The following is a 26,037-nucleotide window of genomic DNA, read 5'->3' on the forward strand; positions in this document are numbered from 1 at the left end:
CTAGTTACCTCCGTCGTGTTCGCCGTCGTTCGCTGTACCCGAGATTTGGTCGACAATTCCGCCATCGGCCGACACCGCCCGGTCCGGTGACTCACCCACGAGAATCTGTCTGACGTCGCTCAGCACGTCGAAATCCGCCAGGACGACCAGGCGGTCGCCGGTCTCGAGCGACTCGTCCTCGGTCGGAATCGCGAGCTGGTGGCCTGCCTTGCCGAACGCGAGCAGGGTTGCGTTGGCCGGCAGCTGGAGTTCGCTGATCGTGTACCCCCGAACCGGGGCTTCGTCGGTAATCGTCAACTCGACGACCTGGAGGTGCTGGGCGATGTCCGCGATGGCCCGGATCGTCCCGCCCAGAAGCGCGTTCTTCGCGCCCATCGCGCCTAGCCGCTCGGGGTAGATCACGTCGTCGACCTCGTCGGCATACTTGCGGTAGATCTCCTCGCGGTAGTCCTCGTCGATGCGCATGATCGTCCGACAGCCGTGGTGTTTGGCGATCATACAGGCCGCGAAGTTGACGTTCAGGTCGCCCGTCAATGCGCCGAGGGCGTCGGCTCGACGGACCCCCGCTTCCTCGAGGACCTCCTCGCGGGAGCCGTCGCCCTGGACGACCTCGAAGTCTTGCCCGCGCGCACGGCGGACCTTCGCCTCGTCGTACTCGACCAGTGTTACCTCGTGGCCCTCCTCACGTAAGACGCGCGCAGTGCGGAGGCCGACCCGACCGGCGCCGATGATGACGAACCGCATGGAGTGGGCTACGCCGGCAGCCGTGAATAATGTTACCCCGGTTCACGGATGTGCGGGGTGCGGATAAGCGCGGTGATTCATCAGTCTGCTTGGATTGAACCGTGAGCCGCTCGTTAGTCCGACGAAATTTTGGCTACCGCGTCGTCGCTTCGAAGCGGCGAACTCAGCGCGAGCAGTGCCGCTGAGCCAGCTACGAGGGTGACGCCGGCCAGTGAGAGGGCGATCAGCGGGCTGGCCAAATCGGAGATGACCCCACTTCCAAGCTGGAAGGGGATCACGGTGACCGAACTAACCATCGCCATCGCGCTCAATACGGAGGCGCGGCCTATTGTTCCGACGTGTATATTGACGTGCTGAATCGCGAGCGAGCGGGACGTCTCGACCACGCTCCGCGCGCCCAGAAGAACTGGAATGGCGAGCACGGGTACGAACCAGAGCACTACCAACCCCGTACCGACGAGAAACGGGACTGTGGCGAACCAGCCTTTGACGCCGATAGACTCGTAGATCCGGCCGGTGTGATAGCTCAACCCGGCAGAGACGAGGCTCACGATAGCGTAAAACCAGCCGAGAAGCGGCTCAACGGCTGACGGTGACGCTCCCAACTCGAGGACGGCCGTTTCGAAGACTGGCTGGAGAAAGATCGAGGTGACGTAGAGGACCGCCGCAAACAGGACGAAGTAGTACAGGACGAACGCTCTGATCCGCCTGGTTCCGAGGGTCCGTTTGATCACGTTCACCGATTCCCGAAACCGTAGCCGATCAGTGGTAGCGCGCCGATAGCTCCTCGGTTCGGGCATCGTATACACGACCCCGACGCCGACGGCCATCACTCCCGCGGCGAGAAAGAACGGATAGGCGAGATCGATTCCGCCGACGTAGCCCCCGATGACCGACGCGCCGGCACCGATGGCGAGCGCGAGCGCTTCGCCGCGACCACGAACGTGAGGGAAGTGATCGCTTCGATCCAGGTCTGTCAGGCTGTCGTACAGCCAGGCGTCTTCGCTGCCCGAGCGGAAATTGTATCCCATCGACCAGGTAACGAACAAAACCAGTAATTCGCGAAATGAGTTCGCGAATCCGATGGCGATCAGCGTGGTCGTGATGAGCACTGAACCGATCAACAATGACGGCCGCCGGCCGAAGCGGTCGCTCACGTACCCTGTCGGCACCTCGCCTAATAGGGTGGTTAGGTTGTACGCGGCCTCGAGGATGACGACCTGCGTAAACGAGAGCCCCTGTGAGAGAAAGTAGAGGTACATGATGGGGCGGTAGAACTCGACAGCTTTTGTCGATTTGTAGAGATAGTACTTTAGAATCGTAGGCGAAATAGACAAATTACTTTTGGTACCCATCGTAGGTAACGAGAGCGGCTACCGAGCATTAATCTTGTTATGACGGAACACGAGACAGCGTAATACTTCAGTTACCGTCGCTCGCGACGCGGTGAACGAGTCGTTACGAACAGGTCCGTCTCAGGATTCGGATTGCGGGCGTAATCGGTCGCGGCGTTCAGTAAAGTGATTCTCGCAGGAGGTACAGCAGAACTGTTTCAGCTCACCATCGACCCGCGTTACGACGCCCTCGCTGGTGACGGTGTTGCCGCACTCGGTACAGGAGAGGGCGAACTCGGTCCCGCTAAGCGTGAACGAGCGGTCGGTTTCCGTCAGCAGCGTCACTTCGTACTCGAGGATCATCGACTGATCGAACTGTGTGACGATCCACTCTCGTGGGTTGTTCTCCGGCGCGTTCGCGTAAAAGACGAAGTCGGAACTGATCGTCGAGTAGATGTGTTCCACCTCGGGGACCGTCACCAACTGCTGTTTGATGATGTCAAAGCATTCCGGACGAACGGAAAGAGTGACGAGAATCGGGAGGCTTCGCCGTAGCTGTGAGCGGTCGATGTCGATGGTAAACTGGCGAATGATCCCTTGTTCCTCAAGCTTGCTGACCCGGTCGGAAACAGCGGGAGCCGAGGGGTCAACCGCGTTTGCGACTTCGTTAAATGGGCGTCGACCGTCTTCGGCCAGTAGGCGAAGAATCTCGAGGTCCGTCTCATCGAAGTTTCTCATACTAAAGAAATTTCTAACCGACCATTATATAATTTACTTCGGAGCTCATCGTTCCTGTTGATCTTAACCTGATCGGGAACGCCAGGGAGTTGGGAAGCGTACACCGAATGAACTTTTCGGCGGATATCGTGATTGTATTCACCTAATCCGTCGTCAGCAGACCAGGCTAGAAGTCACGGTGGATGGAGACGCGAACATAGATCGTTTGATTTTCATTATTCGAACTTATTGGAGTTATGCTAAATGTAATATATGCCCTGGTAAGTAAACCGTAACCAGTAATCTTGCATTGATATTGCCTCAATTTAAAAATTCAGATTATATATTAAATCTCAACTCCCTCTAAAACACGAGACTATATAAATAACCAGCCGTGCGGACATACAAGACTTATGTTTGGAGGGGCCAGATGGATGGTATCGATTCCGAGAGTGTTAGAACATGACACGCAATATGCAATTGAACGATAGACGGACAGTACTAAAGGCTCTGGGTGGCGCTGGTATTGTCTCCTTAGCCGGATGTCTTGGTGGCGATTCGGATGACGGTAACGGAAACGGGAATGGCAACCCGAACGACCAGGATCGGAATGAACAGGAGCAACTTCCGGGCGCGACGATCGCACTGAACGACGATCCGACGCGAGACGACTGGAACCACTATGGCGGAGTAATCCCCTACTGGACGAACATTCTCGAACCACTAGTCTGGGTCTCGGCGGACATGGAACTGGAACCGTGGCTCGCGACCGACTGGGAACAGGTTGAAGACACAGTGTGGGAGTTCTCACTCCGCGAAGGCGTCACGTTCCACAACGGCGAGGAAATGACCGCCGACGACGTCGTCTTCTCGTTCGAGGCTGTCCTCGAGGAGTGGGCGTGGGCCCCGGGGTGGATCCACGTCGAGTCGGGTGACATCGTGGCGCTCGACGACTACACGGTCGAGTTCACGACGACGGACCCGTTCCCGACGTTCCCGGGGACGATCGCACACAACTTGGTCGCGATACAGCACCCCGATCGAGATCACGAGTCCGGCACCGTTATCGGCACCGGACCATTCCAGGTCGACGAGATCGAGAAACAGCAGGAGGTCAGGACAACGGCCTTCGAGGACTACTGGAACGACGAACCGATCCTCGAGGAACTCACGTTCCGCGTGATCGAGGATCCCAACACCCGAACGCTCGCGCTGGAAAATCGCGAGATCGACCTCGCGCTCGCGCCGCCCCGCACGCGAGTCTCGTCGATTGAGGACGACGACTCGCTCTATCTCGAGCGCCAGAACCGCCCCGGTGCCGGGTACGTCGGCATCAACCTCTACAAGTCGCCGACCGACGATGCGGACCTCCGTCGCGCGCTGAACCACGCCGTCTCACAGGAGACGATCGTCGAGACGATCCTCGAGGAAGTCGGCCAACCCGCCCGCGGCCCGATCTCACCGGTCATTTACTGGTCCGCCCACGACGACATCGACGGGTACGAGAAAGACGACGACCGCGCTGCCGACCTCGTTTCGGATTCGAGTTACGACGGCGAGGAACTGTCGATCCTCGTGGCGAACGACATGGTCGACGGTCGCGAAATCGCTCAGGTCGTCCAGGGAGCGCTCGACGGGATCGGCGTCGACTCAGAGATTCAGGTCCTCGAGCGGGCCGCCTTTTCGGAAGCCGAACGAGACGGAGAGGCCCATCTCATCCTGAAAGAGAGCGGATCGAACAGCGGCGACGCTGACTACATCATCTACGAGGGATTCCACTCGGAGGGCGACGTCAACCAGCGCCTCTACGGGGAGGAGGGGACGGGGCTTCACAACCTCGGTGGAGAGGTCGATGAACTGATCGAACAGGGATTCCAGACGGGCGATGAGGAGGAGAAGGCGTCGGCCTACAAGGAGGCCCAGCAGCACATCGCCGACCAGGCCGTGACGATTCCGCTCTACTACAGCGAGTTCATCGCAGCGGCCCACGCGAATATCGACGGCGCCGAATTGGGTGCGATTCCTCAGTTTTCGCGCTGGACGGAACTCGAGCATTGGGAGTAGTTCACGAGTCTCTTCCAGAATAGATATACGATGTGGAAATTCATCCTCAGACGGTCAATAACGTCCTTGTTCGTCCTCTTCGGAGTGTCAGTCCTGACCTTCCTCATGGTGTTTTTCACGCCGGGAGATCCCGCGGAGACGATTCTCCGCCAGCAGATGGGTGGACGGACGCCCCCGGATGCAGCGATCGAGCAGTTTCGAATAGAACAGGGGCTGAACGACCCGATACTTGTTCAGTACGGAGACTGGGTCGCGGACATCCTGCAGGGGAACCTCGGACAGTCCTACCACAACGACGCCTCCGTCGTCCAGTTGATTCTCGAAAACCTCTGGCCGACGTTCGAACTGGCTCTCGCCGGACTGTTCGTTGCCCTTCTTATCGCCGTCCCGACGGGCGTCGTCAGCGCCGTTCACAAGGGTGGCCGACTCGACTACGGGAGCCAGCTTGCCGCGCTTCTCGGACTATCGATGCCGAATTTCTGGCTGGGTTACCTGCTCATGCTCGTCTTCGCGATTCAGTTGGGGGTGTTACCAACGTCCGGGTACGGCACGGCCGATCAACTCGTCTTGCCGGCGATCACGCTCGGTACTGGCATGGCGGCGATCGTCACCCGCCTGCTCCGGTCGTCCATGCTCGAGGTGCTCGACGAGGAGTACATCCGCACGGCGCGATCGAAGGGATTGCGCGAGCGCATCGTGGTCTACAAACACGCCCTGCGCAATGCGCTCATTCCTGTGATCACGATCGTGGGCCTCCAGTTCGGCTACCTCCTGAACGGAGCGGTCATCATCGAAATGGTCTTTCAGCGACCCGGACTCGGTCGGCTGTTAATCGACTCGATCTTCGCTCGTGACTATCCGATCGTCCAGGGGCTCGTCCTCGTGATCGCTGTCTTCTTCGTCGTAACGAACCTCCTCGTCGACGTCACCTACCGGTACGTCGACCCGCGCATTTCGTTCGAAGGTGCATCCAAATGACCGACGCTAATCTCGATGAACAAACGTCGCTCGAGGGACCGACCCGGCGCGAGCGGATTCGATCGCTGTACGACTCACGAAAGATGCGACAGTTTCGGTCGAACACGCTGAACGTCGTCGGGCTGGTGATCGTTCTAGTTATCCTCTTCAGCGCCCTGCTCGCCCCGTTTCTGACTCCGTACGAGCCGGCCGAACAGGACCTCGAGAACCGCCTCGAGTCCCCATCGGTCGACCACCCGCTGGGGACTGACCAGCTTGGCCGTGACATCCTGACGCGATTGCTATACGGCGCTCGCATCTCACTGCGAATCGGGCTTGCCGTCGTCGGTATCTCGCTGGCGATCGGCACGGCGGTGGGAGTGACGGCGGGGTACGCCGGCGGCTACGTAGACGAAGCGCTGATGCGGTTCGTCGACGTCCTGCTGGCCTTCCCCGGGCTCTTGCTCGCGCTCGTCATCGCCGGCATCCTCGGGCCCAGTCTGACGAACATCATGATCGCGCTCGCCGTCGTCGGCTGGACCAGATACGCTCGCGTGATACGCGGGAGCGTACTCTCGGTCAAAGAACAGGAGTTCGTCAAGGCCAGCCAGTTGATGGGTGTCGGTCGCCTCAGGATCGTCGGTCGCCACATCGTGCCGAACGTCATCGGCCCGGTAGTCGTCCTCGCGACGATCGACATGGCCGGCGTGATCCTCGGGACCGCCGGACTATCGTTCCTGGGTCTCGGCGCTCAGCCGCCGACGCCAGAGTGGGGAACGATGATATCCGAAGGACGAAACTACCTGCAGGACGCCTGGTGGGTCGTGAACTTCCCCGGCCTGGCGATCATGCTCGCGGTTCTCGGATTCAACTTGCTCGGTGACGGGCTTCGCGACGTCCTCGATCCCCGGGAAACGGATACGGTACAGAACGAGGGATTCTAAGCATGACAGAACCACTGCTCTCGGTCGAAAATTTACACACCTGTTTCGATACGTACGAAGGAACCGTTCACGCCGTCAACGGCGTGAGTTTCGACGTCGACAGGGGAGAGATTCTTGGCATCGTCGGCGAGAGCGGAAGCGGGAAATCCGTCACCGCGCTTTCGACGATGCGACTCGAAGACCCCGGACGAATCGCCGATGGATCAATACGGTTCAGGGACACCGAGTTGACGACGGCAAACGACCGCGAGATCCGCCGGATCCGCGGCGACGGTCTCTCGATGGTGTTTCAAGATCCGATGACGACGCTCAACCCGGTCTTTACGGTCGGCGAACAGATCGTCGAATCGCTGAAGATCCACGACGATCCGACGTCACAAAAGCTTCGAGAGTACCTACGCGTTCCCCTCTTGCACGACCGCTCCGACTGGCGAGAAAAGCGTGGGCGAGTCGTCGATCTGATGGAAGAGGTCGGCATTCCGAACCCGACCGAACGACTCGACGCCTACCCCCACGAGTTCTCCGGCGGGATGCGCCAGCGAGCGATGCTCGCGATCGCACTCGCGAGTGAGCCTGACCTCCTGATCGCCGACGAACCGACGACGGCCCTCGACGTCACGATTCAGGCGCAGATCCTTCGAATCATCGCCAGGCTCAGAGACGAACGCGATATGTCTGTCGTCATGATCACCCACGACCTTGGCGTCGTCGCCGATATCTGTGACCGCGTGATCGTGATGTACGGCGGCGAGGTCATGGAGAGCGGACCGGTCGAAGAGATCCTGCAAGAACCGAAACATCCCTACACACAGGCGTTGCTCGAGTGCATGCCCCAGGAAACCGCGCGGAAGGAGCAGTTAGAGACGATCGAGGGGCAGGTTCCGGATCAACTCGGCGACGTCACGGGGTGTCCGTTCGCGTCGCGGTGTGACTACGCTCGCGAGGCGTGTCGGTCGGGACCGATGCCGACGGTAGACTGCGGCGAGAACCACCGAGCGAAGTGCTGTGAAATTCGTCGGGTGAACGACGATCTCTCGCTGGCCTCAACCCTCGACACGGAGGGAGAACGATGAGCACGCCAGTCGAATCGGCGGAGGAACGCGAACACGAACGTGATGCGACCACGGTCGTCGAACTCGAGAACGTCACGAAGGAGTTCGCCCTCGAAGACTCCCTGATCGATCGCCTGTTCGGCACTCGGACGACGATCACCGCCGTCTCGGGCGTCTCACTGAACGTGTACGAAGGCGAGACGCTCGGCATCGTCGGCGAGAGCGGGAGCGGGAAGTCGACGCTCGCGAACCTCGTTACGGGACTTCACACGCCGACGGCAGGTGACGTCCGAATCGATGGTCGGGCCGTTCGATCCGTCAGCGGTCGCTCGAACCAACTGCTCGCGGACTTCGGAGTCATCTTCCAGAACGCCAAATCGAGCATCGATCCGCGAATGACGGTCGCGCAGGCGATCGCCGAACCGCTAAAGACGCAGGGTTGGTCGCGGGTCGAACGAAAGGACCGTATCACCGAGTTGCTTGAACAGGTAAACCTCTCAGCGCGCTACGTCGATCGATACGCCCACGAACTTTCAGGTGGTCAAGCCCAGCGAGTCGCGATTGCCAGGGCGATTGCGACGGAGCCACGGGTGCTCATCCTCGACGAACCAGTGTCGGCGCTCGACGCCTCGGTGAAAGGGAGCATTATCAACCTCCTGTTGCGCCTCCAGCGGGAACTCGATCTCACCTACGTCCTCATCAGCCACGACCTGAGCGTCGTCAAGCACATCGCCGATCGTATCGCGGTTATGTACCTCGGCGAGTTGATGGAGGTCGGCGAGGCAGAGCGACTGTTCACGTCGCCCGGTCACCCCTACACGGAGGCATTGCTCGCGTCGATTCCTGATCTCGATCCCACCACGTCGGTGCTCGACGCGACCATTCTCGAGGGTGACATCCCGAGTCCAGTGGATCCGCCGAGCGGGTGCGTCTTCCACACGCGATGTCCAATCGCCGAGGACCAGTGCCGAACGGACGTCCCCAACGTGGTCGACCTCGAGGGGACAGTTTCGAAGTGCCACTTCGCAGAGCGTGTCGCTCGAGCGAGCGACCAGGAGGACTATGGACCATGACTCGAGATAGCGACGAGAGAATGGACGGCGACTCCTCGGCGGAAACGGACGACGAAACGGAAGAAGTGTGCGATGCGACACCAGTGGACCCGTCGAACGCCGAAGCGACCGTCCGGTCGGCGATCAGCGACGAACTGGGCGTCCCCGAAACCCCGCCGGACCCGGAAACGAGTTCTCACGTCCTCCCCGACGAGAAACTCGCCTACCCCGACTTCGCGTTCGAATCGGGGTCGATGGACGCAGACGGCGGGTTCGACCTCGAGCAACCGCTCGACCGCGAGTCGATGCGCGCGTGGCTCGAGGGCCTCTCGAGCGGACTCGCCAGTCACGACGTGGGCGTCTCGACGCCGACCGATCGGGCCATCTTCGGCGTCGGCGCCGGCGACGTCTCGATGCGGTTCGACCCCGACGAAAACCACACGGGCACGCTCGAGGTCACGTTTTCGGTGAAGGCGAAGCTCATGACCTTCTCCGACGATCCCGACGAGCGCGAGGCGGGGGCTCGCGGCGGCGAGGGGTTCATCCCCCTCGAGATGCTCACGAGCGAAAAGCGGCCGGAGCACTTTCGCTGTTACAACTGGATCGACGATCCGATCGACCGGTAAAACGTGTAGAACGAGCGGGCGTTCGCGAGTGGGCCGATTTCAGGCGGAGGCGTCGTAGCCCGCGTTCTGGATCGCTTCGACGAGCGTGTCGACGTTGGCGTCACCCTCGACGGTGACGGCGTCCGATTCGTTGTCCGCCGACGCCTCGACGACGCCGTCGACGTCCTCGAGCGCCGATTCGACCGTGTCCTCGCAGCCGCCACAGCTCATGCCAGTTACCGTGATGGTTCGTGCCATACACTCACTTCGGGCTCCAGGTTTTTGCCAGTTACTGCTTCGACCTCTCGTTGTAACCACCGCGGGACTTTTGATACGAAAGTTTCGACGGGTTCTCGAGACGTCGGCGTCCGTGGCCGGGCAAACACTTTAGTCGTGCCAAGGAGTACCACACGAAAGTAATGGTTCACGCGTTCATCATGGTGAAGACCGCTGCCGGCAAATCCGAAGGGCTCCTGGCGGGCATCCGCGACCTCGAGAGCGTTTCGGACGCCCACATCGTCGCCGGAAATTACGACATCATCGCCGAGGTCGACGCCGACGAGGTGTACGGCGTCCTGAAGGCGGCTTCGGGCGATATCCAGAGTCTCGATGGGGTTTCGGATACGAAGACCTACATCGCGATGGACTGAAACGACGTTTGCGAGATTGCGTACTGCGCGGCAGGTCCGTCGCTCGAGTGGACCGGATCAAACGCGCCGGAGGAATCTATCGCTCGAGTTCGTAGGAACGAGAGATGGGGCAGTACGTCTCGAGCCACTACCACTAATGCGGACGCATCCGTTCAGCGTGAGTCGAGGCAAGTAAGCGTGATTAAAACGGGCTGTCGTACTCGTCGCCATGGTCGCCAGCAGCGCCTTCGGCAGCCCGCTCTCCCGCGGTCTGGGCGTTCTCGACCAGCGTCGCTGCGGGCCCTTCGTACTCGTACCCCGGAATGATGCCCTGCGCGTAGGTTCCCTCGACGTATTCGATCAGCGCCTTGGCGTCGTCGACCCCCTCCCTGGCGTCCCAGGCGACGTACTCGAGGGTGACCGTCACGACGCCCTCGTCGCGGTCGATTCGCGGCGCGTCGTGCGTGCCGGTTTCGGCGACCGTGAACACGTCCGCGAGTCGACGCTCGAACGTCTCGAACCAGCCGTCTTCGACCACCGGGGCAACGCGGTCGGCGGTCGCCGCGTCGAGCGTCGGCAATCGGACGACGACGGTAAACGAGCCGTCTCGCCGCCCCTCGGCGGCGGTCACGCTCACGCGCGCCTCGAAGACCGTGGTCTCGAGCGCGTACGTCGCGTCGTCGAGCGGCGAAAACGCCTCGTGCGCCTCGAGTGTGTCAGCGACGGCCGTCGGTAGCTTCGTCATACGTGGGCGAAGGGTGGGTGCGAAAATGGGTGTTACGACAGCGGCACGGCCTGGGCTTGCGATGTCAGGGTTCAATAGAATCGTCCCATCATTTTTCTAACCATTTTACTGGCGTTCGATCGGTTCCCGTCCGTTTCGCCGTAAACAACGGTGGGAAACAGCGTTAATGTCGTGCATAACTACACGTGGGTCGACCGTTCGTCGGAAGCATGGCACTCGATAAGTACGCTGCGGAGAAACGACGGTTCGCTCGACTGCTCGGCACCGACGGGGAACTCGGCTCGGGATTACCGATCGGCTCCCCCGACGGACCGGGCGAGTCAGGCGACGACGACGAGCGGTCGGAAGCGTGTTAACGGCGCTTACTCGCGGTTGCGCTCGCCTAAGAACGACTCGAGACCGGTTGCGACTTCTTCGAAGTCCTTGACCGTCAGCCCGTCGGTCGTCGCGAAGACGCCCTCCCGATCGGTCGTCACGCGGATGAGAAAGCCGTTTTCGAATACGCGGATGGTGTACTCGTAGTCGCCCAGTTCGGAGCCCTCGTAGGCGGTCTGGGCGGTCTTGAAGCCGCGCCACTCGTGACCGATGAAGCTCGTGAGGTCGGCGTCGCGCTCGAGGTCGTCGCGGAGGTACAGCTGTTCGAAGTCGTCCCGGGTGAAGTACGTCACCGACCGGAGGCTGTCGCCGACGGCGGTTCGACAGGTGGTGACGATCTGATCGGCTCGTTCGTCCGTGAGCAGACCCGTGGCCATACCGGGAAAGGGAACCCCGGCCGCTTAAATGGCGCGGGCAGCGACAGACGGCCGACGGGTGCCGGGCCCGAGCCGTGGACGTTCGCCGGCGAACCGGGGCCGCGTCGATATCCTCACCGGGACCCAAAGGCAGATGTACCGTCGGCAGTTATGCTCGGTCGTCAGGATGTCTCGAAGTCCCTCGCTCCCCGACACACCGAGTCGGGAGATCGATCCCGATCTCCCGGACGAAGAACGACTCGAAGCGCTCCACGACCACTTTCTGCAGCTGACAGCGGCCAGCGAGCAGCTGTCAGAGCAACTCGACGCCGCCCGCGACCGGCGAACGCGACTCAAAGAACAGGTCGACCGCACCAAACGCGAAAACGAGGTCCTCAAGAGTTCGTCGCTGTACCTCGCGACCGTCGAAGACCACCTGGGCGACGAGGTGATCGTCAAGCAACACGGGAACAACCAGGAGGTACTCACCGAAATCGGCCCCGACTTCGCCGAGGAACTCGAGTACGGGGACCGCGTCGCCGTCAACGATTCCTTTGGTATCCAGCGGATCCTCTCGGCGGAGACGGACGCCCGTGCGCAGACGATGGAGATTACGGAAAAACCCGACGTCAGCTACGAGGACATCGGGGGGATCGACGACCAGGTTCGCGAAGTCAGGGAGGCCGTCGAGCAACCGCTCGCCCAGCCCGAACTCTTCGAGAACGTGGGGATCGAACCACCGGCCGGCGTCCTGCTCTACGGGCCGCCGGGCACGGGGAAGACGATGCTCGCCAAAGCCGTCGCCACCCAGACCGACGCGACCTTCATCAAGATGGCCGGCTCCGAACTCGTCCGCAAGTTCATCGGCGAGGGCTCCCGACTGGTTCGGGACCTCTTCGAGATGGCCCGCGAGCGCGAACCTGCCGTTATCTTCATCGACGAGATCGATGCCATCGCCGCTACGCGTACCGAGTCGAAGACCTCCGGCGACGCCGAGGTCCAGCGAACGATGATGCAGCTCCTGAGCGAGATGGACGGGTTCGACGAGCGCGGTGACATCCGCATCATCGCCGCCACGAACCGTTTCGACATGCTCGACGACGCGATCCTCCGTCCAGGTCGGTTCGATCGCCTCATCGAGGTTCCAGAACCAGACGGCGAGGGACGACAGCAGATCTTCGAGATTCACACGCGAGCCATGAACGTCGACGACGAGGTCGACTTCGAGGACCTCGCCGAACAGACGGTCGGCTTCACGGGCGCGGAAATCGAATCCGTCACGACCGAAGCCGGGATGTTCGCCATCCGCGACGACCGGACGACCGTCGGGCAGTCGGACTTCGAGGCCGCCCTCGAGAAGATCGAGGCCGGTGATCGGGAAGTCGTCACGTCGGCGAACTACTTCTTCGACTGAGCTACGCCTTCGAGCGACACACTCCCCGCAATTTACGTACCGGCACGACGACAGCGAAATCGCAAGCCCTTACGCCGTCGGTCCCCGACTCCCGCTCATGAGCACGATCCGCGTCGCCTGGGGATCGGCGACCGCCTCGACGGAGATGGCCTCCTACGACGCCGCCCTGGCCGACGCTGGCGTCGAAAACTACAACCTCGTGACGGTCTCGTCGGTGATTCCCGCAGCTGCCGACGTCGAAGCGGTCGGCACGGCGCCCGACCTCGGCCCCGCCGGGGAACGACTCACCGTGGTACAGGCCCGCGCGACCGTTCGCGGCGAAGGACGCGCCAGTTCCGCGCTCGCCTGGGCCCAGTCCGATTCGGGGAACGGTCCCGGCCTGTTCTACGAGAACGCGGGCGAGGCCGATCCGGCCACCGTCGAGTCCCGGGTGCTCGAGGGCCTGGCGGGCGGACAGACCCTGCGCGAGTGGGTGTTCGACGAACCCGAGACGCGAATCGAGACGGTTCGGGGGGAACCGGACGGCTACGCGACGGCCGTGGTGCTGGCGGTGTACGGCGAGAGCGAGCCGATCTGCTGCGGGTTTTAGCCGAGTCTCGAGGCGCAGATGGAGTCAGCGAGCCGGCTGAACGCCGCTCGAGTGGGTCGATTCGCGTCGAAAAATGGCCGGTGATCGGAAACGAGTCGGCCTGGCAATCAGTCGTCCGCCGGAGCCGGCGAGTCGCCGAGCGAGACGCCGGTACCGGGGCCCATGTCGATGCCCAGTTCGTCGAGTTTCTCGTCGGGAACGACGCCGTCGACCCAGCCGCGGTGCTCGTAGTACTCTTCTTTCATCTCATCGAGCTCGCAGTACTCACCCTCGCTGGCGCCCTGGCCGCGGATGCCGTCCTCGAGGAAGCGCGCCGGCAGGGAGTCGTCCGAGCCGTCGAAGCCGGCGAGGTTGTTGTAGTAGCGCTCGAGGTTGTAGATGCGCTCGCCGGCTTCCATGAGTTCGTCTTCGCTCACGTCGAGGCCGGTCATGCCGTTGTACTGGTCGACGTACTCCTCGATGCCCTCCGCGAAAGCGTTGAACTTGCAGATGTCGAAGCTGTCGGAGATGGCGTGGAGGTCCTGGAAGGCGGCGGTCAGCTCGCCCTTGCCCTCCCACTCGTAAGGATCGACCTTCTCGGGAATGCCGAGAATTTCGGCGGCGGGCGTGTACCCGCGCAGGTGACACGCGCCCCGGTTCGAGGTGGCGTAGCCGATGCCCATCCCCTTCATACAGCGCGGGTCGTAGGCGGCGATGGTCTGGCCCTTGACCGCGAGCGAGTTGTCCTGGGCGTCCTTGCGGTCGGCGACCCGGCGCGGCCCCTCCGCGAGCAGGTCGGCGAGGTCGTCCTCGCGGCGGCCGATTCGGTCGATCATGTCGATCATCGTCTCGTAGTCGCCCCACTCGAGGTCGCCCTCCTCGAGTTTGCCTTGCTCGGACATCTCCATGGCCATCGCCATCATGTTCCCCGTTTCGATGGTGTCGACGCCCACGTCGTTACAGCGCTCGATCATGAGGGCGACGGCGTCGCGGTCGGTGTGCCCCGAGTTCGGGCCGAGCGCGTAGGCCGACTCGTACTCGTAGGACTCCGTCCGGACGTTCATCTCCTCGCCCTTGTGCATCGTCTGCACCTCGACTTCCTTCTTGCAGGCGACCGGACAGGAGTGACAGGTCGGTTCGTCGACGAGGATGTTCTCGCGAACATTCTCCCCGGAGACGCGCTCGGCGTCGATGTCGGCGCCCTCGGCCTCGCGCATGCTCTCGGTCGAGGTGTACTGAGCGTTCTTCGTCGGGAGGCCGTCCATCTCCTCGCCGATGTTCATCAGGACGTTCGTCCCGTACATCGAGAGGCCGCCCTCGTTGGGCGCGGTGACGTCCGACTCCTGGATCGCCTTCATCGCCTGCTGGTGGCCCTCCCTGAACGTCTCCTGGTCTGCGGGCTTGGGCATCTTCGTCGTCGACTTGACGACGACCGCCTTGAGGTTCTTCGACCCCATCACGCAACCGGTACCGCCCCGACCGGAGGCTCGGTCGTCCTCGTTCATGATGCAGGCGTACTTCACGCCGTTCTCGCCGCCCGTCCCGATGGCCATCAACGAGAGGTTCTTCCCGTAGGAGCCGTCTACTTCCTCCTCGGCTGGTCGCGCGTCTCGTGGACGCCGCTTCCCCAGAGGTGAGAGGCGTCACGGAGTTCGACCTCGCCGTCCTCGACGACGGCGTAGACGGGTTCGTCGGCCTTGCCTTCGAACAGCAGGCCGTCGAAGCCGGCCCACTTGAGCCGCGCGCCGGACCAGCCGCCGTGGTGGCTGTCGGTGACGGTCCCGGTCAGCGGCGATTTGGTACAGACCGCGATTCGACCGGACATCGGGACCTGCGAGCCAGTGAGCGGACCGTTCATGAACGCGAGCAGGTTCTCGGGTCCCTCCGGGTCGACGTCCGGGCCGTTCTCGAAGACGTACTTCACGCCGAGGCCGCGAGCCCCGATGTACTTCCTGGCGTCCTCGTCGTCGATCGGCTCGTAGTCGACCGACCCCGAGGAGAGATCGATGCGAGCAACCCTGTCGTGAAAACCGCCGAGTTCTGTCATGGTAAACCCTGTTCGTTATATTCGTGGTGAAGCCTGTTAGGCGTTCCCACAGGCACGTAACCGGATCCACTTACGTCGCGAAGAAGACGACGGACTCGGCCGGTGGCGAGTCCGTACACTGGCGTCGCTTCTCTGATTTTCTCTCTCTGATTTCCGGTCTCCTCTCTCCAGCCTCTTCTTTCTGGTTTCCGGCCTCGAGTCTCGGTTTCTCCGTACCGACATTCGAGGGCGGCTACAGTAACAGGGCGACGACCGCGAGGATGATGAAGATCAACACGAAGATCCGTGCGATCTCCATACTCACCCCGGCGACGCCGCGAGACCCGACCGCCGCGGCGATAATCGCCAGGACGAAGAAGATGATCGCCCAGTACAGGAAGCCGCCGCCACCGATCTGGAGTGGAATCTCGAGCATGTGTGCCTTGCCACCACAAACGAGTATATAAACGCTGGTGACTGTCCTACTCGATTTTCGACCCTAAGGGCCGACTACGGCGCAGTAAGCGAGTATAGGGTGATCTTTCTTCGCCTCGCTCGCCTTCGACGAACGTTCGCCTCACTTGCCTTCGAAAAACGCCTGACAGAGTTTCGCTTCAGCATTCCGCAGGTGTTCGTGGAACGTCGGTCGCGAGACGTCCATCGAACTGGCGAGTTCCTCGCCAGTGGTCGGACGGGGCCACTCGAAGTAGCCGCCGAGGTACGCCCGTTGCAGAGAGGCGAACTGGCGCTCGGTGAGTTCGTCCTCGAGTCTGGCGGCAAACTCCTCGCGCGTCTCGTCGCCACGTTCGTGCTGGCGAAAGGAGATGACGTCCGTTCCGTCGTACCGTGCCTGAACCGACTCGACGACGCTGCGGACGTTCGTCGAGTGCGGAATCTCGAGGGTCACGCGGGCACGGCCGTCCTCGGCCTCGATCGACTGGACGAGAATGCCGCGTTCGGAGAGCCACTCGACGAGGTCGTTCTCGGCGTCGAGTTCGATTAACATGCGGTCCGCCCGCTCGACGAGAACTGCGAGGTCGACTCCCTCGAGACCCTCGGCGACCGCGGCCAGCTCCTCGGCACCAGCGTTCGTGACCGTAAACAGCGACGCCGTGTCGTCACCCGAACCGTGAACCGACCGGCGGTACTCGAGGCGACCGCCCGTCTCGGCGCTGACCCCAACTGGTGGGAGGTCGCGGTCGGTCATCTCGAGTTCGACGGCGACGACGGCGTCGGTCGCGAGCATGCGACTGGTCTCGCGAGCGTTGATCCCGCTGGCGACCGCCCGTGCGAGCGCCGAGAGGATGATCGTCTCGCGGTCGTCGACCTCGTGTGAGTCGTCGCTGCAGACCGTCAGCGTCCCGTACTCGACGCCGTTGTAGACGAGCGGGAAGGAGGCGTGAGTCCACCCCTCGACCGTGTCGACGACGACGGACTCCGAGGCGAGGCTGGTCGTCGCGGGGTGATCGGCGTCAATCGACAAATCGTCAGGGTCGACGCCGACGCTCGCTCGCACCTCGAGCGTGTCTGTTGCGGGATTGCGTTCGCCGATCCAGGCGCCCTCGTAGGCGGCTTCCTCGGCGATTCGGCTACACACTGTGGTCTCGAGGTCGCTCCGGGAGGTCGATCCAGCGACGACGCTGGTCACGTCCTGGATCAATCCCTCGACGCGCTCGAGGATATACTCGAGTTCCTCGGTTCGTTCCTCGAGGGCAAACTCGGCTGCCTTTCTGGCCGTGACGTCGTTCTGGAAGCCGACGTAGTGCGTGACGGTTCCCGTCTCGTCGCGAACGGGAGCGATCGTCACCTCGTTCCAGAACTCGGTGCCGTCATCTCGGTAGTTCCGGAGTTCGACTGTCGTCGGCCGTTCGTCCTCGATAGCGGCCCGCATTTCCGCGACGACTTCGGGGCTCGAGTCCGGCCCCTGGAGGAATCGACAGTTTCGTCCGAGAACCGCCTCGTCGTCGTAGCCGGTGAGTCGCTTGAAGGCCGGATTGATGTACACCAGCGGGTTGTCCTCGCGTGACGGATCGGAGAGCGAGACGCCGATCGGTGCCTCGTCGACCGCCCTCGCCTTCACGGCTCGATCGACGTCGCCCTCCCCGTCTCGTCCGTCGGTGTCGTCCATGTTCACTCTAGTTTCGGGCCGGTCATAAAACGCCAGTCCCTGTCGTGGTGGTGAACATTCTTCGTTCGTGACTGATGCGGACAATTATACGACCTCGAGTTGTATGTTAACACATGTCTATACAGCGAAGTCGGTCTCCGTTCGAAAGGCTGCGCCAGCGACTCGATCGAACCAGCGCCCGGTGCCGAGAGTGCGGCTACGACGGCGACGACGCGGGCTGGCACGTGACGACGTCCGGACGGTCCATCCACTACCGGTTCGTCTGTCCTTCCTGTGCCGGCGTCGAGACGAGGGAGGTCAGGCTCGAGACACCGCGCCGGTGAGTTCTGCGCTCATGAGGAAGTGACGTGTGACGGGCGACGTGAAGGACGTGTGACGGGCGACACGAATAACGTGGGAAATCGGCGAACCGAGAGCGACGGCGCTCGCGGCGACACACACTTATAAGCGGGACGACTACTGGTAGCTCCACATGGTCTCGGAGTACGACTTCTGGCTCCTCGATCTCGACGGAACCCTGGTCGACGTCGAGTGGTCCTACACCCGCGAGGTGTTCGACCGCGTCGGTGACCGACTCAGCCGGGAGTTCACCGACCGGGAGGCCGACATCCTCTGGAACGGCCTCACCGGCTCCCGCGACGCCCAGCTCAGGGCCTGGGGCATCGAGCCGTCGGCGTTCTGGGACGCCTTCCACGCCGAGGAGGATCCGCTCGTCCGCGCCGAACAGACGTACCTCCACGAGGACGCCGCCTTCGTCGGCGACCTCGAGACGCCGGTCGGCCTCGTCACCCACTGCCAGCAGTTCCTGGCCGATCCAGTCCTCGACCACGTCGGGATTCGCGACTGGTTCGACGACGTGCTGTGCTGTACCCCGGAGACGGGCTGGAAGCCCGACCCCACGCCCGTCGAACGGGTGATGACGAACCTGGGCGTCGCGAAAAACGGACACCGGGGCGTCCTCGCTGGCGACGGTGCTGGCGACGTCGGCGCTGCCTGGAACGCGGGTCTCGACGCGATCCACGTCGAACGCGTCGGCCACGACAGGCGCGGACGCTGCGTGCTCGGCGACTACCGCGTCCAATCGTTCGAGGAACTGTTCTAGTCGGTCGTCTGCTCGTTCACCGGCTGTACCTCCGCGTCGACCAGCGTCCCGTACGCGCGACGCAACCGTTCCGAGAGTGCCTGGTGGGAGATGCCGAGGTCGCTCGCGAGTTCCTCCATCGAAATCTGGCGCGGAATCTTGAAGTACCCCTTCTCGAACGCGGCCGTCAACGCCTCGTGTTGCTCCGGCGTGAGCCGCGTGTTCCCCGTCGACACCGTCGTGACGTCGGTGACGCGGATCAAATCGACCACGATGTCCTGGCTCTCGAGCGTCTCGTGGGTGTCGACGAGGTGTTCGCGCGTCCGAAACCGCATCTTGAACTGCCACCAGGAATCGACGCCGCTCGCCTCGAGCAACGAGCCGCCAGAGGATAGCAACTCGTCGTAGAGGTACTGCGCGCGCTCGGAGTCGACGTCGTAGAGGAGTCGGTCTTCGGCACTCGCGACCAGTTCGAATCGCTCGATCGTGTCGTCGGCGGCGAAGGCGTTCTCGATCACCTCGCAGGTCGTCCCCGAGACCCAAATCGACGGGAGCGTCTTCGACACCGAGGACTCGAGTTCGAGCCTGGCCTGTGGGGCGCGCTCGAACGTCGTCTCCATCGCCGTATCCGAGGCCGGGATCCGAAACTCGGCAATCGTCGACATCACGCACACTACACCGCTCGGGCGTAAAACTGCTACTTCGAAGATCCTGACTACCGGGGCCCTGAGACTGTCTCCGTGCGTTATTCGAGTTTCTCGTGGAGAGCCGACTCGAGTTCCCGAACGCCCGGTTTGTCCACGCGGTCGGCCGCCGCCCAGACCCGGACGGGTTGCTCGCCGCAGGAAACGAATCCGAGGCTCAATCGCTCCGCGGTCTCCTGGAGTCCGAGCGCGACGTCCGCTTCCCCGGCGATGACCCGTCGAGCAGGGCTCTCGTGGGCGCGTAGTCCCAAATCGAAGCCGTCGATGGCCGCGGTGAGGTCATGGCGGTCCCGGCCGCGTTCGTCCGCGAGTTCCGCGAGGGCGACGCTCAGGCTCGTTCGCAACCCCGAATCGGTCGTCCGGTTGACGAACCGCAGGTCGCGGTCGACGAGCGACTCGAGCCCTTCGACCTCGACCGGGTTCCCCGCAGGTACGATCAGCCCCCACTCTCGATTCCAGGAGCCGAGTTCGATACCTTCGGGTTCGCGATCCGGCTCGACCGGCCCGGCGACCACGGCCACGTCAGGAGCTCCCGTCCGAAGCCGCCGCAGTGCGGGGCGCGATCCGATCGGGAGGTATCGTGGTCGCTCGAGGCGATCCAGGACGCGGTTGAGGGTCGGATCGTCCTCGCCGACGCCGAACAGCGTCGGGAGCCGACGATCGGGCGAGAACAGCCGGACCTCGAGTGTTGCGCCGACCTCGAGGTAGTCCGTGTCGGCGTCGATTTCGACGACGCCGTCGGCCTCGACGAGGCTGGTCGTCGCCCCGCTCCCCTTGTCGACGGGGTAGACCAGGTACTCGCCGTCGCCGTCGGTCGTGACGCCGACCGGAAGCAGGCGATGACGGCCCTGCTCGGATCGCTCCTCTCGAGCCAGGCGGCCGGTCAACGTCGCCGTCTCGGGTTCGGGAACGCCAGCCGCCTCGCGGATGGCGGGCGCGACGAACGTCCGGAAGACCATCATCGCCGAGACGGGGTAGCCGGGGAGGCCGACGTAGGCGGACTGTCCCGCCGAATCCGACCGCTCGAGACGCCCGATCAGCATCGGCTTCCCGGGTTTGACGCTCACGCCGTGCAGCAGCAACTCGCCCTGTTCCTCGATCACGCGGTAAATCACGTCGACCGCGCTCGCACTCGTCGATCCAGACGAGAGCACGAGATCGCACTCCTCGGCCGCCTCCCGAAGCACGCGCTCCATCTCGGCGGGGTCGTCGCCAGCGTGCGAGTAGAGTACCGCCTCGCCGCCTGCCTCCTCGACGCCCGCCGCGACCGTGTAGCTGTTGACGTCGTAGATCTGCCCGCGGGCACTCTCGAGGTCGCCGCCCGGGCGAACGAGTTCGTCGCCGGTCGAGACGATTCCTACGCGGGGACGGGAACGAACGGGGACCTCGTCGACGCCCAGCGCCGAGAGTAGGCCGATCTCCCGCGGCGTCAGCTGCGTCCCCGGCCCCAGCGCGCGCTCGCCGGCGGCGACGTCAGCCCCGGCGAACATGACGTTGTCTCCCGGCGCGACGCTCGTGCGGACCAGGACCGTCTCATCCTCGATGTCCGTCCGCTCGACGGGAACCATCGCGTCGGCCCCGGGCGGCATCACCGCCCCGGTCGAGATTTCGACCGCTTCGCCGGATCCGACCTCGAGTCCCGGCCTCTCGCCAGCGTGGACCTCCCCAACCAGTTCGAGGCGAGCCGGGTCGGCCTCGTCCGCGCCGAACGTATCACTCGCGCGGAGGGCGTAGCCGTCCAGACTCGAGCGATCGAACCCGGGGACGTCCAGTTCGGCGTCGACGCGCGTCACCAGTACCCGGCCGCGCGCCTCTGACAGGGGAACGCGGTCGATGCCGCCCTCGAGCGACAGCGACCGAATCGCCTCGTGGGCTTGCTCGGGTGTCGCGAGATCCCGAAATTCCTTGCGGGCCATGGGCGTTCTTGGAAGCGATGCGGTAAAAACCTCGAGTGTCCGTCGGCGCGCTCGGCTCACTGCGCTCCGATCACTGTGAGGAGGTTTATATACGAAGGAGCGGCCAACCTCGGCGTGAACTGACTCGAGACGCGATCCGCGCGGCGGTCGTGCGACACGACGGATCGCGGTCGCAGTGTGTCGCCTGTTCGCCACAGTCCGACGCCTCGTCGATCAGTCCTTCAGAACCAGGGCTCCCAGTTCTCCACCGCCACCATCTCACCCGCCGGGATCCCCTCTCGGTCCTCTGGAACGACGACCCAGCCGTCGGCGAGCGCGACGCTCGAGAGCACGCCCGACCCGCTCGCTCGCGTGGGGGTCGCGACCAGCTCCCCGCCTTCTTTCCTCTCCTCGTGTCCGTCTTCCGTCTCCTCGACTGCCTCGTCCGCCTCCTCGAGTCCCTCATTCCCCTCGAGCGATACCCGAGCGAACGTTCGCGTTCCCGGTTCCGAGGCAATCTTTCGCTCAAGACGTGCCGCCACCGTCGGATGCGGGGTCGCCTCGGTTCCCTGGAGCCACGCGAGCGTCGGCCGCAGGAACTGGACCGCGTTGATGAGACACGCTACCGGGTACCCCGGCAACGCGAGCACCGGTGTCTCCTCGACGATTCCGAGACAGACCGGGTGACCGGGTTTCAGCGCGACGCCGTGAACCAGCACCTCGCCGAGGTCGTCGATCACCTCCGGCAGGAGATCCCGCTGGCCGACCGAAGAGCCGCCGGTCGTGACGACGATGTCCTTCGTCAGATCGCGCTGGATCGCCACGCGAAGCGCCTCGGCGTCGTCCGTCACGACCTCGCGGTGGGTCGCGCGACCGCCCCAGCGCCCGACCAGTCGCGAGACCGTCAGCCCGTTGGTCTCGATCACCTCGCCGGGGTCGGGATCGGCCTGGACGACCTCCTCGCCGGTCGGCACGACGCCGACGGTCGGTCGACTCGAGACGAGCGACCGGTCGGTCCCCGCCGACCGGAGGAGGCCGAGGTCCGAGGGGCGCAGTCGATGGCCCGGTTCGTACAGTTTCTGGCCAGCCTCGACGTCCTCCCCGACGGGCGCGACGTTCTCGCCCTCGGCGACCGCGTCGAGCACCTCGAGTTCGCCCGTCGCCCCGAGCGATTCGGCGTGCTCGAGCATGACGACCGCGTCGGCGTCGGCGGGGACAGCGCTCCCGGTGTGGACCCGACGGGCCGTTTCCGGGGGGAGCGCGGTTTCGGGGTCGGGCTGATCCTCGAGGGCCAAGACCGCGGGTGAGCGTTCACTCGCACCGAACGTGACGGCCGCTCGCAGGGCGTAGCCGTCCATCGCCGCTCGCTCGTAGTGGGGGACGTCGACGTCGGCGGTGATTGGCTCGGCCAGGACGCGGCCGTCGGCGCGTGAGAGCGCCACGCGTTCCTGATCACACCGGACGCTTCGCTCCTCGAGCGCCGCCTCGAGGGTCGATCGGGCGTCGTCGACGCGGGTTCTCACTCGGAACCCCGACTCCGTGCGGTCGTGGTCGGCACCCTTCATACCGCAAAGAGGGACGGCCGACGATGAAAAACGTGCGGGTCGGCCGCGAACCCGACGACTTTTACTCTCGCCGACAAATTGGAATCCGAACATGTCCGTCCTGGTCCTCTCTCTGGCCGCCCTCGGTATGCTCCTCGGTGTCGCCCTTCTGGGCTACGGGCTCCGCGAACTGGGCTTCGCCTATCGGCTCTTCGCACGCGAGCCGCACACGGTACTAGACACGCCGAACGGCGGGTCCGTCGAACTGTCTGGAACCGTGCTCGCCTGGGACGACGTCCTCGAGTCGCCGTTCACCGAAACGGCCTGTGTCGCCGTCGAGTACGCCGTCGAGGAGAAACGCCGGAAGTCGACCAACACGGGGAGCACCACGAAGTGGGTCGAAATCGACGGCGGGACTCAGGTCGTGCCGTTCCGCCTCGAGGACGAGTCGGGGAACGTCCTGGTCAATCCGCGAGGGGCGGACCTGCGTCTTACGGCAGACGCGCGGATTCGCGTCGAGGGAGGCGAGACGCCACCGACACCGATCGCCCACTACATCGAGCGCGACGAGGATGTCTCTGACGAGAACACGAGCCTCTCGCTGGGCCCGCTCGAGATTTCGACCGGGCGGGACCGGCGCTACCTGGAGCGGCGACTGGACGTCGGGGAGTCGGTTCACCTGCTCGGGACGGCCCGGCGAGACACGACGGCCTCTCGAGAGACGGGACAGGTGAACGCCGTCGTCGAGCGGTCGGTCCCACCAGAGTCGGGACTCCTAGCTCGCGTTCGCCAACGCCTGCTCGGCCCGCCGTTTCTGCTCTTCGACGTGACCGAGCGCCGTGCGGCACGCCGCGTCGCGGTCCGGGGACTGCTCTCGGCGTTCGCGGGCGTCCTGTTCCTCGTCATCTCTCTCGCCGTCGGCGTCGGCGGTATCTGACCCGCCCGGTGGCCCGAGAACGACCGGTCGGGACCGCGGCCTTTTTCGTCGCGGCGTTCGAACCGGTCACTATGTCAGCGCTGCGCGACGCCCTCCGGGACCTCTCCGACGCCGCGTTCTTCGATCTCCTCGAGAGCGACGATTCTTACCTCCTCGTGCTCGACGTGCCAGGGGTCGCTGCCGAGACTGTGGACGTCGCCGTCGAAGACGGCCGCATTCGGATCGAGGCCCGCCGCCAGAAGGATCTCCCCGAGGAGTACCACTACCTCGAGGAGAACCGTCCGCTCTTTGTCGACGTCGACCTCCCCCTGCCCGACGACGCGACGGAGTCGAACGCCGAGGCGAGCGTCGATAGGGGGGTACTCGAACTCGCCCTGCCGAAACGGGAGGGATCCGATAGGACGCCGATCGACGTCGTGAGCGACCCCGAGGACTCGACTGCCGAAGACGCCGATGGAGACGCCGACGGGGACGTCTAACCCGGGTGACCTGACCTGGGCATCCTTCGCGCGTATCGACGGTTCGTCGTCGTCGCGTGGCACTTCCTGCCGCTGTTGCTGGCGTACGCCCGCGACCGCCGCCGCTGGCTCGTCTTCGGACGGCCACGCCGCGTCGGCTCGGAGACCCATCGCGAGCGCGCGGAAGTCCTGCTCGAGTCGTTGCTCACCCTCGGTCCGACGTTCATCAAACTCGGGCAGTTGCTCTCGACGCGCCCGGACGTCCTCCCCCCGGCGTACATCGACGTGCTCTCGGCCCTCCAGGACGAGGTACCCCCGGCCGACTGGGCCGACGCGCGAGTCGTGCTCGAGGAGGACCTCGGCCCGGTCGAAACCCGCTTTCAGGACTTCGATACCGACGCAATCAGCGGCGCCAGTCTGGGGCAGGTGTACCGTGCCTCGATCGACGGCGACGACGTCGCCGTCAAGATTCGGCGGCCGGGAATCGAGACGCTCGTCGAGGCCGACCTCCGGGTGATCCGGTGGTCGCTTCCGGTACTGATTCGGTTCGTCGACGAATCCCGGTCGTTCTCCCTCGAGAACCTGGCCGACGAGTTCGCGAAAACGATTCGCGAGGAGATGGACTACCATCGCGAGGCCCGGATGCTCGCCGAGATTCGCTCGAATTTCGCCGACGACGACCGGTTTCTCATTCCGGAGGTGTACGAGGCCTACTCGAGCGATCGGGTCCTGACGATGGCCTACATCGACGGGACGAAGATCAATCAGGTCGGCGAACTCGACGCGAAGGGAATCGACCGCCAGCAGGTCGCGGAGAACCTCCAGCGATCGTACCTCCAGATGATCATCGACGACGGGGTCTTTCACGCCGATCCCCACCCCGGAAACCTGGCGGTGACCGACGACGGACGGATCGTCTTCTACGACTTCGGGATGAGCGGCCGCGTCGACGAATTCGTCCAGGACAGGATCGTCGAGTTCTACATTGCGATTGCCAACCAGGACATCGACGCGATCCTCGACTCCCTCATCGCGATCGGAACGCTGAGTCCCGAGGCCGACCGGGCCGTGATGGCCGACGTGATGGAACTCGCTATCGCCGACGCGCGCGGCGAGGACATCGAGCAGTACCGCGTCCAGCAGATCGTCGGCCAGATCGAGGACTCGATCTACGAGTTCCCGTTCCGTCTCCCGAAGAACCTTGCGCTCGTGCTCCGGGTGGCGACCGTCGTCGAGGGCGTCTGCGTGACCCTCGATCCCGACTTCGACTTCATCGCTACCGCGACGGACTACCTCACCGAGCAGGGCTACCGCGAGGAGTCGATACAGCGGGTCCTCGAGGACACTGCGGGCGAGGTCAGGGACGCCAGTCGATCCGCCGTCAGGATCCCGCCGAAACTCGAGCGGATGCTCGACCGATTCGAACGGGACGACCAGTTCGTCCGGGTCGGGGTCGAGGACAGCGATCAGGTATTCGCCACCCTGGCGAAACGGCTCGTTTACGGCATGTTGTTGACCATGTCGCTGTTCTCTATGGGGGTGCTCTACGCGCTCGACGCACCCATCGCGGCGGTCGTCGCGGCAATCTTTTCGGCCGTCCTCTCGATCGTCCTCTACTGGTCGTTCCGGACGCCGAGTTCCATCTCGACGAAACCGCAGTTCACGCGCCAGAATCTCAGACAGCGTCGGGAGCAGGAGTAATCGAGGC

General features: G+C 63.7%; 26 protein-coding genes and 1 pseudogene. 15 read left to right on the top strand and 12 right to left on the bottom strand.

The window, feature by feature from the left end; genetic code table 11:
- From ACFQS4_RS00690 to ACFQS4_RS00700, 3 genes are all read right to left on the bottom strand, one after another.
- Positions 1–744, bottom strand: a complete 744-nt coding sequence (locus tag ACFQS4_RS00690; protein ID WP_500191729.1) for a potassium channel family protein — start codon at positions 742–744, stop codon at positions 1–3.
- A 113-nt stretch (positions 745–857) separates the two neighbouring features.
- Positions 858–2,006: an MFS transporter gene (locus ACFQS4_RS00695; protein WP_500191731.1), complete on the bottom strand. Its 1,149-nt coding sequence runs from the start codon at positions 2,004–2,006 to the stop codon at positions 858–860.
- A 213-nt stretch (positions 2,007–2,219) separates the two neighbouring features.
- A complete protein-coding gene (locus tag ACFQS4_RS00700) occupies positions 2,220–2,816 on the bottom strand; it encodes a winged helix-turn-helix transcriptional regulator (RefSeq protein ID WP_500191734.1) in 597 nt (198 codons plus the stop codon).
- Between the two features lie 441 nt (positions 2,817–3,257).
- Between ACFQS4_RS00700 and ACFQS4_RS00705 the strand changes: the two genes are divergently transcribed.
- From ACFQS4_RS00705 to ACFQS4_RS00730, 6 genes are read left to right on the top strand one after another with little or no spacing between them, the layout of a single operon-like run.
- Positions 3,258–4,859: an ABC transporter substrate-binding protein gene (locus ACFQS4_RS00705; RefSeq protein ID WP_500191736.1), complete on the top strand. Its 1,602-nt coding sequence runs from the start codon at positions 3,258–3,260 to the stop codon at positions 4,857–4,859.
- A 30-nt stretch (positions 4,860–4,889) separates the two neighbouring features.
- Positions 4,890–5,837 carry a nickel ABC transporter permease gene (nikB, locus tag ACFQS4_RS00710; RefSeq protein ID WP_500191738.1) on the top strand — a complete coding sequence of 316 codons (948 nt, stop codon included), beginning with the start codon at positions 4,890–4,892 and terminating at the stop codon, positions 5,835–5,837.
- Positions 5,834–6,760 carry a nickel transporter permease gene (gene nikC / locus ACFQS4_RS00715; RefSeq protein ID WP_500191741.1) on the top strand — a complete coding sequence of 309 codons (927 nt, stop codon included), beginning with the start codon at positions 5,834–5,836 and terminating at the stop codon, positions 6,758–6,760. Before nikB ends, nikC begins: the two co-directional genes overlap by 4 nt.
- Before the next feature lie 2 nt (positions 6,761–6,762).
- Positions 6,763–7,833 carry an ABC transporter ATP-binding protein gene (locus ACFQS4_RS00720; protein ID WP_500191743.1) on the top strand — a complete coding sequence of 357 codons (1,071 nt, stop codon included), beginning with the start codon at positions 6,763–6,765 and terminating at the stop codon, positions 7,831–7,833.
- Positions 7,830–8,885 (top strand): ABC transporter ATP-binding protein, encoded by a 1,056-nt coding sequence (locus tag ACFQS4_RS00725; protein WP_500191746.1) that lies wholly within the window; start codon positions 7,830–7,832, stop codon positions 8,883–8,885. The genes ACFQS4_RS00720 and ACFQS4_RS00725 overlap by 4 nt, the downstream gene beginning before the upstream one ends.
- Positions 8,882–9,490: a hypothetical protein gene (locus ACFQS4_RS00730; protein ID WP_500191749.1), complete on the top strand. Its 609-nt coding sequence runs from the start codon at positions 8,882–8,884 to the stop codon at positions 9,488–9,490. The genes ACFQS4_RS00725 and ACFQS4_RS00730 overlap by 4 nt, the downstream gene beginning before the upstream one ends.
- A gap of 39 nt (positions 9,491–9,529) precedes the next feature.
- Here the strand turns inward: ACFQS4_RS00730 and ACFQS4_RS00735 are convergent, their stop codons facing one another.
- Positions 9,530–9,727, bottom strand: a complete 198-nt coding sequence (locus tag ACFQS4_RS00735; protein WP_500191752.1) for a heavy-metal-associated domain-containing protein — start codon at positions 9,725–9,727, stop codon at positions 9,530–9,532.
- Between the two features lie 161 nt (positions 9,728–9,888).
- Between ACFQS4_RS00735 and ACFQS4_RS00740 the strand changes: the two genes are divergently transcribed.
- The gene (locus ACFQS4_RS00740) at positions 9,889–10,119 is read left to right on the top strand and encodes an Lrp/AsnC ligand binding domain-containing protein (protein WP_253437094.1); all 231 of its coding nucleotides are present in this window, start codon (positions 9,889–9,891) and stop codon (positions 10,117–10,119) included.
- Positions 10,120–10,300: 181 nt separating this feature from the next.
- On the opposite strand, the gene ACFQS4_RS00745 is transcribed toward ACFQS4_RS00740, so the two are convergent.
- Positions 10,301–10,843 (bottom strand): DUF5813 family protein, encoded by a 543-nt coding sequence (locus ACFQS4_RS00745; RefSeq protein ID WP_500191699.1) that lies wholly within the window; start codon positions 10,841–10,843, stop codon positions 10,301–10,303.
- A gap of 209 nt (positions 10,844–11,052) precedes the next feature.
- Between ACFQS4_RS00745 and ACFQS4_RS00750 the strand changes: the two genes are divergently transcribed.
- Positions 11,053–11,199 (top strand): hypothetical protein, encoded by a 147-nt coding sequence (locus ACFQS4_RS00750; protein WP_500191755.1) that lies wholly within the window; start codon positions 11,053–11,055, stop codon positions 11,197–11,199.
- A gap of 6 nt (positions 11,200–11,205) precedes the next feature.
- Here ACFQS4_RS00750 and ACFQS4_RS00755 read toward each other — a convergent pair whose 3' ends face one another.
- Positions 11,206–11,595, bottom strand: a complete 390-nt coding sequence (locus ACFQS4_RS00755) for a DUF7522 family protein (protein ID WP_500191701.1) — start codon at positions 11,593–11,595, stop codon at positions 11,206–11,208.
- A gap of 166 nt (positions 11,596–11,761) precedes the next feature.
- On the opposite strand from ACFQS4_RS00755, the gene pan2 reads away from it, so the two are divergent.
- On the top strand, positions 11,762–12,988 hold the full coding sequence (pan2, locus tag ACFQS4_RS00760) for a proteasome-activating nucleotidase Pan2 (RefSeq protein WP_500191757.1): 1,227 nt from the start codon (positions 11,762–11,764) through the stop codon (positions 12,986–12,988).
- Positions 12,989–13,085: 97 nt separating this feature from the next.
- Entirely contained in the window at positions 13,086–13,577 is a 492-nt protein-coding gene (locus tag ACFQS4_RS00765) for a pyruvoyl-dependent arginine decarboxylase (protein ID WP_500191759.1), read from the top strand.
- Positions 13,578–13,684: 107 nt separating this feature from the next.
- Here the strand turns inward: ACFQS4_RS00765 and ACFQS4_RS00770 are convergent.
- The 3 genes and pseudogenes from ACFQS4_RS00770 to ACFQS4_RS00780 all read right to left on the bottom strand — a co-directional run bounded on the left by ACFQS4_RS00770 (position 13,685) and on the right by ACFQS4_RS00780 (position 17,710).
- Positions 13,685–15,603, bottom strand: a pseudogene (locus ACFQS4_RS00770) (aldehyde ferredoxin oxidoreductase family protein).
- A 232-nt stretch (positions 15,604–15,835) separates the two neighbouring features.
- The gene (locus ACFQS4_RS00775; protein WP_253437063.1) at positions 15,836–16,018 is read right to left on the bottom strand and encodes a DUF1328 domain-containing protein; all 183 of its coding nucleotides are present in this window, start codon (positions 16,016–16,018) and stop codon (positions 15,836–15,838) included.
- A 141-nt stretch (positions 16,019–16,159) separates the two neighbouring features.
- Positions 16,160–17,710 (bottom strand): bacterio-opsin activator domain-containing protein, encoded by a 1,551-nt coding sequence (locus tag ACFQS4_RS00780; protein ID WP_500191762.1) that lies wholly within the window; start codon positions 17,708–17,710, stop codon positions 16,160–16,162.
- A gap of 113 nt (positions 17,711–17,823) precedes the next feature.
- Here ACFQS4_RS00780 and ACFQS4_RS00785 point away from each other — a divergent pair, with 113 nt between their 5' ends.
- Positions 17,824–18,033, top strand: coding sequence for an HVO_0649 family zinc finger protein (locus ACFQS4_RS00785; protein ID WP_500191764.1), 210 nt, complete (start codon positions 17,824–17,826; stop codon positions 18,031–18,033).
- Positions 18,034–18,182: 149 nt separating this feature from the next.
- Entirely contained in the window at positions 18,183–18,812 is a 630-nt protein-coding gene (locus tag ACFQS4_RS00790; RefSeq protein WP_500191766.1) for an HAD family hydrolase, read from the top strand.
- On the opposite strand, the gene ACFQS4_RS00795 is transcribed toward ACFQS4_RS00790, so the two are convergent.
- The 3 genes from ACFQS4_RS00795 to ACFQS4_RS00805 form a co-directional block, all read right to left on the bottom strand.
- Positions 18,809–19,456, bottom strand: a complete 648-nt coding sequence (locus ACFQS4_RS00795; RefSeq protein ID WP_500191770.1) for a helix-turn-helix domain-containing protein — start codon at positions 19,454–19,456, stop codon at positions 18,809–18,811. The genes ACFQS4_RS00790 and ACFQS4_RS00795 overlap by 4 nt on opposite strands.
- 80 nt (positions 19,457–19,536) lie before the next feature.
- Positions 19,537–21,411 carry a molybdopterin biosynthesis protein gene (locus ACFQS4_RS00800; protein WP_500191708.1) on the bottom strand — a complete coding sequence of 625 codons (1,875 nt, stop codon included), beginning with the start codon at positions 21,409–21,411 and terminating at the stop codon, positions 19,537–19,539.
- Positions 21,412–21,632: 221 nt separating this feature from the next.
- The gene (locus ACFQS4_RS00805) at positions 21,633–22,955 is read right to left on the bottom strand and encodes a molybdopterin molybdotransferase MoeA (RefSeq protein WP_500191710.1); all 1,323 of its coding nucleotides are present in this window, start codon (positions 22,953–22,955) and stop codon (positions 21,633–21,635) included.
- Positions 22,956–23,046: 91 nt separating this feature from the next.
- Here ACFQS4_RS00805 and ACFQS4_RS00810 point away from each other — a divergent pair, with 91 nt between their 5' ends.
- From ACFQS4_RS00810 to ACFQS4_RS00820, 3 genes are all read left to right on the top strand, one after another.
- Positions 23,047–23,871, top strand: coding sequence for a GIDE domain-containing protein (locus ACFQS4_RS00810; RefSeq protein WP_500191772.1), 825 nt, complete (start codon positions 23,047–23,049; stop codon positions 23,869–23,871).
- A gap of 71 nt (positions 23,872–23,942) precedes the next feature.
- Positions 23,943–24,350 carry an Hsp20/alpha crystallin family protein gene (locus ACFQS4_RS00815; protein WP_500191719.1) on the top strand — a complete coding sequence of 136 codons (408 nt, stop codon included), beginning with the start codon at positions 23,943–23,945 and terminating at the stop codon, positions 24,348–24,350.
- Positions 24,351–24,425: 75 nt separating this feature from the next.
- Positions 24,426–26,030, top strand: coding sequence for an ABC1 kinase family protein (locus tag ACFQS4_RS00820; protein ID WP_500191722.1), 1,605 nt, complete (start codon positions 24,426–24,428; stop codon positions 26,028–26,030).
- Positions 26,031–26,037 lie beyond the last annotated feature (7 nt).

Origin of the sequence: Saliphagus sp. GCM10025317 (assembly GCF_042663665.1) — an archaeon.
Taxonomy (GTDB): domain Archaea; phylum Halobacteriota; class Halobacteria; order Halobacteriales; family Natrialbaceae; genus Natronosalvus.